This window comes from Serratia sp. 506_PEND, from assembly GCF_001076875.1.
Classification (GTDB): domain Bacteria; phylum Pseudomonadota; class Gammaproteobacteria; order Enterobacterales; family Enterobacteriaceae; genus Serratia; species Serratia marcescens.
In genome coordinates this window covers 20,513-29,727 of record NZ_JVEL01000058.1, presented here as the reverse complement: position 1 = coordinate 29,727, position 9,215 = coordinate 20,513, and the positions used below count along the sequence as shown (strand labels likewise).

14 protein-coding genes and 1 pseudogene are annotated in these 9,215 nt (G+C 60.3%); 8 read left to right on the top strand and 7 right to left on the bottom strand.

The window, feature by feature from the left end:
• Positions 1–269 precede the first annotated feature (269 nt).
• Positions 270–569, top strand: a pseudogene (locus ADK28_RS33400) (PLP-dependent aminotransferase family protein); the annotation flags it as partial.
• Between the two features lie 67 nt (positions 570–636).
• On the opposite strand, the gene ADK28_RS02025 reads toward ADK28_RS33400, so the two are convergent.
• Complete coding sequence (locus tag ADK28_RS02025) at positions 637–945, bottom strand: DUF883 family protein (protein ID WP_004928950.1); 309 nt, start codon at positions 943–945, stop codon at positions 637–639.
• Between the two features lie 229 nt (positions 946–1,174).
• Between ADK28_RS02025 and asr the strand changes: the two genes are divergently transcribed.
• Positions 1,175–1,525: an acid resistance repetitive basic protein Asr gene (gene asr / locus ADK28_RS02020; protein ID WP_048794745.1), complete on the top strand. Its 351-nt coding sequence runs from the start codon at positions 1,175–1,177 to the stop codon at positions 1,523–1,525.
• 195 nt (positions 1,526–1,720) lie between these two features.
• On the opposite strand, the gene ADK28_RS02015 is transcribed toward asr, so the two are convergent.
• Together ADK28_RS02015 and ADK28_RS02010 are read right to left on the bottom strand one after the other, a co-directional pair.
• On the bottom strand, positions 1,721–2,101 hold the full coding sequence (locus ADK28_RS02015; RefSeq protein ID WP_048794744.1) for a DUF4440 domain-containing protein: 381 nt from the start codon (positions 2,099–2,101) through the stop codon (positions 1,721–1,723).
• Positions 2,098–3,480 carry an MFS transporter gene (locus ADK28_RS02010; protein ID WP_048794743.1) on the bottom strand — a complete coding sequence of 461 codons (1,383 nt, stop codon included), beginning with the start codon at positions 3,478–3,480 and terminating at the stop codon, positions 2,098–2,100. The genes ADK28_RS02015 and ADK28_RS02010 overlap by 4 nt, the downstream gene beginning before the upstream one ends.
• A 105-nt stretch (positions 3,481–3,585) precedes the next feature.
• Here ADK28_RS02010 and ADK28_RS02005 point away from each other — a divergent pair, with 105 nt between their 5' ends.
• The 3 genes from ADK28_RS02005 (at position 3,586) to ADK28_RS01995 (ending at position 6,195) form a co-directional block, all read left to right on the top strand.
• Positions 3,586–4,491: a LysR family transcriptional regulator gene (locus tag ADK28_RS02005; RefSeq protein ID WP_048794742.1), complete on the top strand. Its 906-nt coding sequence runs from the start codon at positions 3,586–3,588 to the stop codon at positions 4,489–4,491.
• 90 nt (positions 4,492–4,581) lie between these two features.
• On the top strand, positions 4,582–5,754 hold the full coding sequence (locus ADK28_RS02000) for an MFS transporter (protein ID WP_075202023.1): 1,173 nt from the start codon (positions 4,582–4,584) through the stop codon (positions 5,752–5,754).
• A gap of 102 nt (positions 5,755–5,856) precedes the next feature.
• Positions 5,857–6,195 (top strand): DUF2002 family protein, encoded by a 339-nt coding sequence (locus ADK28_RS01995; RefSeq protein ID WP_016929830.1) that lies wholly within the window; start codon positions 5,857–5,859, stop codon positions 6,193–6,195.
• Positions 6,196–6,220: 25 nt separating this feature from the next.
• Here the strand turns inward: ADK28_RS01995 and ADK28_RS01990 are convergent, their stop codons facing one another.
• The gene (locus ADK28_RS01990) at positions 6,221–6,667 is read right to left on the bottom strand and encodes a DUF1198 family protein (RefSeq protein ID WP_033639556.1); all 447 of its coding nucleotides are present in this window, start codon (positions 6,665–6,667) and stop codon (positions 6,221–6,223) included.
• Positions 6,668–6,734: 67 nt separating this feature from the next.
• The gene (locus ADK28_RS01985; protein ID WP_004928976.1) at positions 6,735–7,070 is read right to left on the bottom strand and encodes an MbeD/MobD family mobilization/exclusion protein; all 336 of its coding nucleotides are present in this window, start codon (positions 7,068–7,070) and stop codon (positions 6,735–6,737) included.
• A gap of 184 nt (positions 7,071–7,254) precedes the next feature.
• Here ADK28_RS01985 and smrA point away from each other — a divergent pair, with 184 nt between their 5' ends.
• The gene (gene smrA, locus ADK28_RS01980) at positions 7,255–7,827 is read left to right on the top strand and encodes a DNA endonuclease SmrA (RefSeq protein ID WP_048794740.1); all 573 of its coding nucleotides are present in this window, start codon (positions 7,255–7,257) and stop codon (positions 7,825–7,827) included.
• A gap of 50 nt (positions 7,828–7,877) precedes the next feature.
• Here smrA and ADK28_RS01975 read toward each other — a convergent pair whose 3' ends face one another.
• A complete protein-coding gene (locus ADK28_RS01975) occupies positions 7,878–8,291 on the bottom strand; it encodes a DoxX family protein (RefSeq protein ID WP_016929826.1) in 414 nt (137 codons plus the stop codon).
• A gap of 192 nt (positions 8,292–8,483) precedes the next feature.
• On the opposite strand from ADK28_RS01975, the gene ADK28_RS01970 reads away from it, so the two are divergent.
• A complete protein-coding gene (locus tag ADK28_RS01970) occupies positions 8,484–8,714 on the top strand; it encodes a (4Fe-4S)-binding protein (RefSeq protein WP_016929825.1) in 231 nt (76 codons plus the stop codon).
• Position 8,715: 1 nt separating this feature from the next.
• Positions 8,716–8,994, top strand: a complete 279-nt coding sequence (locus ADK28_RS01965) for a GNAT family N-acetyltransferase (RefSeq protein WP_016929824.1) — start codon at positions 8,716–8,718, stop codon at positions 8,992–8,994.
• Positions 8,995–9,026: 32 nt separating this feature from the next.
• Here the strand turns inward: ADK28_RS01965 and ADK28_RS01960 are convergent, their stop codons facing one another.
• Positions 9,027–9,209, bottom strand: coding sequence for a YodC family protein (locus ADK28_RS01960; RefSeq protein ID WP_016929823.1), 183 nt, complete (start codon positions 9,207–9,209; stop codon positions 9,027–9,029).
• Between the last annotated feature and the right edge of the window lie 6 nt (positions 9,210–9,215).

The window sequence follows — 9,215 nt, the reverse complement described above, 5'->3', positions numbered from 1 at the left end:
CGCTATATATGGTGTTTTGTGGGATTGGTTACGTAGACCGCGTCGGGGCTGGAAAAGGCGAGGGAAAAATTTTTTCGGGTGAGAAATTCTCCTCTCTCAGTGAAGAGGGGGAGTCGAGCGCATTCTGACGCATGCTGACGACCAGACGATTGAAGGCGTTCGAAAGTCAGAGCGGCGATGTCGGTATCGCTGAAGTACGCTTTCAGCGCCTCGAAAGCGCTGTCTGGCGCGCCGGTGGCGGCGATCAGCGTCACCGACTCGGCCCATTCCAGCGCGGAGCCTGGATCCTCGAGGATGACTACGACAGCGAGTTTCGCTATCACGGGCGGCCATTGCCGCCGTTGTTGCAGGCAAGCGTGGCGGATTTTATCCGGCAAGGGCATTTCTATCGCCACCTGAAACGCATGCGGCCGCTGTATCGCCAGCGGTGCGAGTGGTTGACGCAGGCGCTCTCTGATTAGCGCATCGACCATCCGGCGGGGCAGGGGTTACTGTCGGGGGGCGCCAATTTCAGCCGGCGAGAGGAGGCGGAGCGGGCGGTACAGGGGCTGGCGCAGCTGTTTCGCTAAAATTAAACGGCCCGCGATTTCCGCGGGCCAGACGCACATCTGTTTTATCTTTATGACTGCAGGGGTGTTAACGCCGGGCCAGCAGCACGCCGAGCACGATGCCGACGGCGGCACCGATCCCTACGCCCTGCCAAGGTTTGTCACGCACATAGCTGTCGGCTTGATCGACCGCGTCGCGCGCATGCTGTGTCAGACTGGTGGAGCCATTGAACCGCGCCCGGGCGTCGCGCAGCACGCCTTTCGCCTTGCTGTGCAGCTCTTTCAGTTCCTCTTTGGTCTTGTCACCGGACTCGCGCAACACTTCATCCAGCGTATCGGCCAACAGAGTGACGTCCTGATCGATATCGCGTTCTGTTCTTTCCGCTTTCTTAAACATTCAGCTCTCCATTTCGACACATGTCTTTCAAGTGTAGACCATGCCGAGATTTGCGTGGCCGATCACGGAAAAAAACCGCCGTCACGCAGGTGTTTGCCGGCGCCTGGGCTTTGTACATTTGGTTACTCGGCGAAACCAATCACTCACGGAAGCGGCGGTTTGATTCCACTAGTATCTGTTTCAACGGCTCCACCGGAGCTTACCGAAACAACACTCTGAGGATTTAAAGATGAAAAAAGTATTAGCGCTGATCGTTGCTGCCACTATGGGTCTGTCTTCTGTTGCTTTCGCTGCTGATACCGCAGCTACTGCTCCGGCTACCACCACCGCGCCAGCTGCGACCACCACTACCGCTGCGCCAGCGGCTGCTGCTGAAAAAGCGCCAGCTAAAGCAACGCACCACAAGAAAGCCAAGCACCACAAAAAAGCGCCAGCCCAGAAAGCTCAGGCCGCTAAAAAGCACCACAAAAAAGCGCCAGCTCAGAAAGCCCAGGCTGCTAAAAAACACCACAAAAAAGCGCCAGTGCAGAAAGCTCAGGCCGCTAAAAAACACCACAAAAAATCCGGTAAAAAAGCTTAATCAAGTGATGTTTGCGGAACCGGAAGGTTCCGCACGCTCCAGCCCGTACTCCAGACACCCGGTTCTTCCGGGTGTCTTCTTTTGAGGCGACGCACGATGATCAATCGCTATCTGTTTGAAGTCATTTTCAGCGCGGTAACCCTGTGCGGGGTGATCGTCGGTTGGGAACTGTTTTTGGCCGGCAGCTTCCTGTGATCATTGCGCCGCGGCGGTTTCGTGCAAATGCCGCCAGCCGAGCGCGTTGGGCTGACGTTCAAATACCACCGTGGAGTAGCGCAGCGTAGCGCTTTGTCCCGGCAGACTCTGTTTTTCCCGGTAGCTGACTACCGCGCCCGTCGGCCATTCGGCCACCAGCTTCATCTCTTCTATCTCGATTTCCAAACCCGGTTTGGCGGCGCGATGCGCGTGGAAAAAAGCGCACAGCGCGGTGAAATCCAGCGGAGCGCCGTTCAGCGCGATCATGCTGAAATCCGGCGTAAAGCGCGCCAGCAGCGCCTGCTCTTCTCCGGTCCCTTGGCCCAGCCAGCGTTCAATGGCGATGTGGGCGTCGATCACTTCGGTAAAATACGGGTTCATAAAGCATCCTGTTGAGCGTTGAGTTGGCGCACGATGGCGCGGTTGGCGAGGCGCAGGCACAGCAGCAGCGGGATGAGTACGCTGGCGCCCGCCAGAATGAAGCAGGTGCGGTAAGCCGCCGCGGGCGGCAACACGGCCAGCAGCAGATTCAGCAGCAGGCTGAGCAGCGCCACGCCGAGGCAAAAACTGAGCTGGCGGTTGATATTCCACAGTGCGCTGGCGTCCGCCAATTGGCCGTCGGGGATCTGCAGAAACGCGCTGCTCTGCGCGGTGCTGCTGCACAAGCTGCCGCCGAACCCCATCAGGGCGAAGGCGGCGATCTGCAACGCGTGTTGCCCGGCCTGATCGATCTGCGCCAGCGTCAGCATGCCGGCGCCTTGCAACAGGCAGCCGACGATCAGCAGCGGCCGCGGGCCGAGGCGGTTAAAGGTTTTGCCGGTCAGCGTGATGGCCAGGAACGACGCCAGCGCCCAGGGCAGCATCAGGCCGCCGACCTGTGCGGCGGGCATGCCCAGCTGGTTTTGCAGATACAGCATCGCCACCAGGCTGACGCCGATGAACAGGCCGGGAATACACAAATAAACCGCCATGGCGTTGCGCAGCAGCGGATCGGCGACCAGCCGCAGGTTCAGCAGCGGCTGCGGGGTACGCAGGCTATGGCGCAGATAAGAGGCCAGCACCAGCAGGCCGGCAGCCAGCAGCGCCGCACCGGAAACCTGATGGCCGGCTTCGCTCAGCCGGGTCAGGCCGAGCAGCAGCAGCGTCAGCGCTGCGCAGGCGCTCAGTAATCCTGTCGCGTCGAGCGGTTTGCGCGCCGCCGTCGGCGCTTCCGCTCGCAGCCACAGCGCCGCCAGCGCCAGGGCCAGGGCCGCCAGCGGCAGGTTGGCGAAAAACACCCAGCGCCAGTCCAACCGATCGACGAGCCAGCCGCCCAGCGCCGGTGACAGCGCCGGCGCCAGCAGCCCCACCAACATGATGGCCGCCGACAGCCCGGCGCGTTCATGGCTGCGGTACAGCTGATAGGTCAGCGTCTGGCCGATGGGGATCAGCAAGCCGCCGCCCATGCCCTGCAGGGTGCGCCAGCCGATCAGCGCGCCGATGCTGTCGGCGTTGCCTGCGCCGAGGGTGGCCAGCATGAACAGCGCCAGCGACAGCAGAAACACCCGCCGTCCGCCGATGCGCTGCGCCAGCCAGGCGCTGAGCGGGATCACCAGCGTCAGGCCGAGAATATAGCCGTTGCTGACCCACGCCAGTTGGCTGACCGATGCTCGCATCGCCTGGCCGATGGCGGGGTAGGCGACATTGGCGATAAACATATTGATCAGATCGACGAAAAAGCCGAGCAGATAGACGATTGCTACTTTGCTGCGATAAGACATGGCGCCTCCGGTTGAAGGCGAGCAGTGTATCGGGGGGAAAAGTGCGGATAAATCGGCGGCGGGCGATTACACTGTCAAAATGATTTTGACAATAAGGGCGACGAAATGCTGAATTTGCAGCGTCTGGCGATCTTCGCGGCGGTGGTGGAAGCGGGCAGCTTTACCGCGGCGGCGGCGGCGCTGGGGCAAACCAAGGCGGTGGTGAGCTTTAACGTCAAGCAACTGGAGAATGAGCTGGGGGTGTCACTGCTGGCGCGCAGCACCCGGCGGCTGTCGCTGACCGATGCCGGCGAACGCTTCTACCAGCGCAGCCTGCAGCTGCTGCAGGAGGCGGAAAACGTGCTGGACGACGTGCGTCGCGATCATCACGGGCTGAGCGGTGTGCTGCGTATCACCAGCACGCCGGAGTACGGCGCCCAGGTGGTGGCGCCGGCGCTGGCGGCGTTTTCGCGCCAGCATCCGCGGCTGCGTATCCAGCATGTCTCTTCTTCCTATCATGCCGATCTGATTTCGGAGCGCTTCGACGTGGCGATCCGTTTGGGCCAGCTGGCGGATTCCAGCCACCGCGCGGCGCTGATCGACAGCTTCGCCATTTTTCCGGTGGCGTCGCCGGATTATCTGGCCGAGCGGCCGATTCATTCGCTGACGGATCTGGCGCAGGCGCAGTGGATCGCCCACAGCCGGCTCAGTTCGCCACTCAGTTGGCAGGTGGTCACGCCGCAGCGCGAAGCGGTGCTGTTCAAGGTCGCGGACGCCGCCACGCTTACCGGCGACAGCGCCGCGGCATTGCTGGCGTTCGCCCTGCATAGCGCCGGGGTGGCGCTGCTGCCGGCGTGGCTGGCGCAGCCCGACATCGATGCCGGCAGGTTGCAGCGGTTGCTGCCGGATCACCGTTTCCCCGAGCAGAGCATCTATGCGCTCTACCCGAATACCCGTCACGTGCCGGAGAAAGTGCGGGCGTTTATCGATTTTCTGCGCGCGCGGGTGGCGGCAAAATCGTTAGCGAAATAATAATTCGTTATAACTCTCTCATTTATCATCAAATCTCATCGGGGTATGCTGGAACGCTTCGTCTACCCCGTCCGATGCGAGCCACCTTCGATGACCGCAGAAAATAACCTCCAACTAAACCGACGTATTTTGTCCGTGGTGATGTTCACCTTCGTCTGCTACCTGACCATCGGCCTGCCGCTGGCGGTGTTGCCGGGATTTGTGCATGACCACCTGGGCTACAACTCGGTGTTGGCGGGCCTTATCATCAGCGCGCAATACTTCGCCACGCTGTTCAGCCGCCCGCACGCCGGGCGTTACGCCGATCAGCTGGGGCCGAAGAAGGTGGTGCTGTTTGGCCTGGCGTGCTGCGGCGCCAGCGGCCTGTTTTACGCGCTGGCGTTCGGCGTTGACGGTTACCCGTGGCTCAGCCTGCTGTTGCTGTGCGTGGGGCGGGTGTTTCTCGGCGTCGGCGAAAGCTTCGCCAGCACTGGTTCCACGCTGTGGGGCATCGGCCGGGTTGGGGCGATGCACACTGCGCGGGTGATCTCCTGGAACGGCGTCGCCACCTACGGCGCGATGGCGGCCGGCGCGCCGCTTGGCGTGTATCTGAACCAGCAGTGGGGATTGGCCGGGGTGGCGGCGCTGATTGTGCTGGCGGTCGCGGTGGCGCTGCTGTTGGCGAGCGGCAAGCCGGACGTCTCGATCGCGGCTGGGCAGCGCATCGCCTTCCGCGCGGTGCTCGGCCGCATCTGGGCCTATGGTCTCGGGCTGGCGATGGGCACCGTCGGCTTCGGCGTGATCGCCACGTTCATTACCCTTTACTACGCCGACAAAGGCTGGAGCGGCGCGGCGTTTTCGCTGACGCTGTTCAGCTGCGCCTTCGTCGGCATCCGCCTGATCTTCAGCAACGTCATTAACCGCCACGGCGGGTTGAAGGTGACGCTGGCGTCGTTTCTGGTCGAGATCGTCGGGCTGCTGTTGATCTGGCTGGCCGGCGAGCCCTGGATGGTGCAAACCGGCGCGTTGCTGGCCGGCGCCGGTTTTTCGCTGGTGTTCCCGGCGCTGGGCGTTGAGGCGGTGAAACAGGTGCCGCCGCAGAATCAGGGCACGGCGCTCGGCACCTATTCGGCGTTCCTCGACCTGGCGTTGGGCATCACCGGCCCGCTGGCCGGGCTGCTTATTGGGCAAGCGGGCGTGCCGTCGATTTATCTGGCGGCGGCGCTGCTGGTGGCGTTCGGGGTGCTGCTCACCCTGCGCCTGCTGCAGCGCCGCCGGGCCTGATTCAGGAATAGTCCGAAACCCGGATTCCTCCCCAGAAAATCATTGTTTCGGTGAATGATTACGGTAAGGTCGCTCAGCGGTCCAGAATGAGAGGAGGAATCGATGTATTTACGGCCGGATGAAGTGGCTAAAGTGTTGGAGAATACCGGCTTTGAGCGTGATTATGTCACCGATCAGGCCTATGGCTACCGCAAGGGTACGCATTATGTGTATGTGAATCGCGAAGCGCGGATGGGCAGAACCGCGTTGGTGATCCACCCGGCGCTGAAAGAGAGAAGCGTGCATTTCGCCACGCCGACCTCCCCGGTGCGCACCAGCGAGCAGTATCTGGAGTTTCCCCTGGATTTAAGCAGCGACGCCCCGAACCAGCGCTACGGCATCGCACACGGCTTCAGCTCGCGCGAAGCGCTGTCGCGCTACCTCTACAGCATGTTCCTGTAATCGGTCCCCCGCCCGGGGGACGCGATCAGCCGTGCGCCAACGCTTCGCGGTTGAAACGCTCGTTGTAGGCGCGGCGGAACTGCGCCAGTTCAAACGCATCGATATCCAGCTCGGCGAAGTAAAACAGCGCCGCTTCGGTGTGCTCGGCGTGCAGCTCCGGCGACAGCCCGGCGCGCAGCAGCACGTCGCGCCACAGGGCAATCTGTTCGTCGTCCGCCTGTTTGATGAACGTCAGGTAGATGAACAGCAGATAAGCCGCCTGGTGCATCTCTTCGGTGTAGCCGTTGTTCAGCATGCGGATAAAGGTCTGGCTTTGGCGGCCGCCCATTTCCTGGATCATCGATTCGATCAGCATCGGCTTGACCCTCAGCAGATGGGCCAGCGAATCGATGGCTTTGCGGGTGTCGGACGTCAGGACGCGGTAACCGATAATGAATACGACGATCAGGGCGGCGAGGATGATCCAGGTCATTTAGGCTTTATTACACTCTCAATACGCCAGAAGAGGGGCGGGAGGCGCTGTGCGACAGCGCCCGCTATCAATGCTGTTCGCCGCTGAAATTACCGACCGCGCTCTGTTGGCGCAGGTGGTGATTGAAGGTGGCCGCGTCTTTGGCCAGCGCGTCCAGATGGGCGCCGAGCATTTTGATCTGCTTGACCAGCGCATGCTGTTCCGGCACCGAACTGGCGGTGCTCAGTTTGCGCGCCAGTTGTTCATTCTGCGCCCGCAGCGCGGCTTCGCGCTGTTTGGCTTCTTCCAGCAGTTGCTGCAGCGCCTGGTAGCTCTGCTGCCATTCGCGGTGTTGCCGTTCGAAGCTGCTCTGCAACTCATTCATCGCATTTTGAAACTGGATTTCCAGCTCGCGCATTGTCATGGGCTCGATCCTTTGCGGCACTCAATGATGGCTTAGCAGTATAGCGAAAACTGTTCGCAAGCTCACCCGTTGACGACAAATGAGGCACATGCCGCTGACAATTCCCGGCTTGCAACCGTGGCAAGGCGTCTTACAATCGACCCCATTCCCAGCCGTAAAGGCTGCCGTTCAAGAGAGGTGGAACATGAGCGAGCAGGAAAAAGACTTTTTTGAACAGGCGATGGCGGATGTGGTGCCGCTGGAGAGCGGACGGCAGACGCTGTACCTCAAGCCGCAGGCGGCGGTGGACAAAAGCGCGCGGCGCGAAGCGCAGCGGCTGATGCAGGAAAACTTCCTCAGCACCGATTTTCTCGAGGTGATCCCCTGCGAACAGCCGCTGGAGTTCAAAGGGGAAGGCATTCAGCAGGGCGTGCTGGACAAACTGCGCAACGGGCGTTACCCGCCGCAGGCGTCGCTGAACCTGCTGCGTCAGCCGGTTGAAACCAGCCGGCAGGCGCTGTTCCGTTTCATTATGCAGGCGGAGGCGCAAAATCTGCGTTCGCTGCTGATCGTGCACGGCCGCGGGCGGCAGAACGAAAGCCATCCGAATATCGTGCGCAGTTACGTCGCCAAATGGCTGGCGCAGTTTGAGCAGGTGCAGGCGTTTTGCCGCGCCTTACCGCGCGACGGCGGCGAGGGCGCTTGTTATGTCACGTTGCGTAAATCGGCGCAGGCCAAGGCAGAAAACTTTGAGCGCCACGCCAAGCGCAGCCGGTGAAAGGATAGGCGAAATAAAATGGCCGGCGAATATCGCCGGCCATCGATGAATTATTTATTAAATATTTTATAGTCCAGCGAATAACGGCCGGCGCCGGTTACCGCCAGCAACAGCAAACCACCAATGATGCTGATGTTTTTAAAGAAGTTAATTTCGTTGCCCATCATTTCCATGCCGGTCATTTTCCAGAACGGATGGCCGATAAACGCGGTGCCCAACACATACAGGGCGAAAATGACCGCGATAGGGCGAGTAAACAGGCCGAGAATAAGCGCGATGCCGAAAATAAACTCCACCACCACGGCAACGATCGCCGCCAAATAAGGCATCGGCGTGCCATAGCCTTCCATCGCCGTGACGGTCGCACCGAAGTTGACCAGTTTCATCCAGCCGAAAATGATAAACAGAACCATCAGTAGAATACGGGACAGCAGAATTACGCCGTCTTTTGAGCTATCACCCATTTCGAACTCCTTAGCCACTGTCGGAATTATGTTGTCTTGCTGATTAAAGATTAGAACAATTTACGTTTTTTTCTAGCGGCGACGGGCGGTTGCGCCACTTTTTTCGTTGGGTGAGACGCGTGGTGAAGCCGACGGCATTGCCTATACTTGAGCCTGGAGCAAAAACAATAAAACAGGCAATGTGAGGCCAAGATGGATGAGGAATTGACCGCCGCCGGTTACCGCCGTTATTCCGGCGACAAGATTGACGTTTATTTTAACAGCGCGATATGCCGCCATTCCGCCAACTGCGTGCGTGGCAACGCGGCTATTTTTACCCTGAACCGCCGGCCGTGGATTATGCCGGACAATGCCGACGCGGCCGAAGTGAAACGCGTTATCGACACTTGCCCCAGCGGCGCACTGAAATATAGGGAGAAATAATATGGAACATAAAATACTGGCGGACGAGAAGCGTTTTTATATCAATGACGAGCACGGCAAGCTGATCGCCGAGATCTCTTTCGTGCCGAGCGGCGACAAGCTGACCATTATCGATCACACCTGGGTGGATGAGTCATTGAAGGGGCAGGGCGTCGGCAAAAAGCTGGTGGCGCTGGTGGTGGAGAAAATGCGCGCGGAGCAGCGTAAAATCATTCCGCTATGCCCGTTCGCCAAGCATGAGTTCGATACCACCCCAGCCTATCAGGACATTCGCGCCTGAGGCGATAACGGGGCGCGGCGCGCCCCGATCATTCAGCAGACGCCGAAATCGCCGTCCTCGTGGTACAGCGCCACCTCGTTGGCCTGCACCTCCGTACGCTGCTCTTTACCCAGTTCATTCCAGCTGCAAACCAGGGTTTCGCCGTCGATCGCCACCACGGTCATCTTCGGGCCGCCGGTGGTGCGTTGTACAAAATCACCGATATTGAATGCCATGCGTTC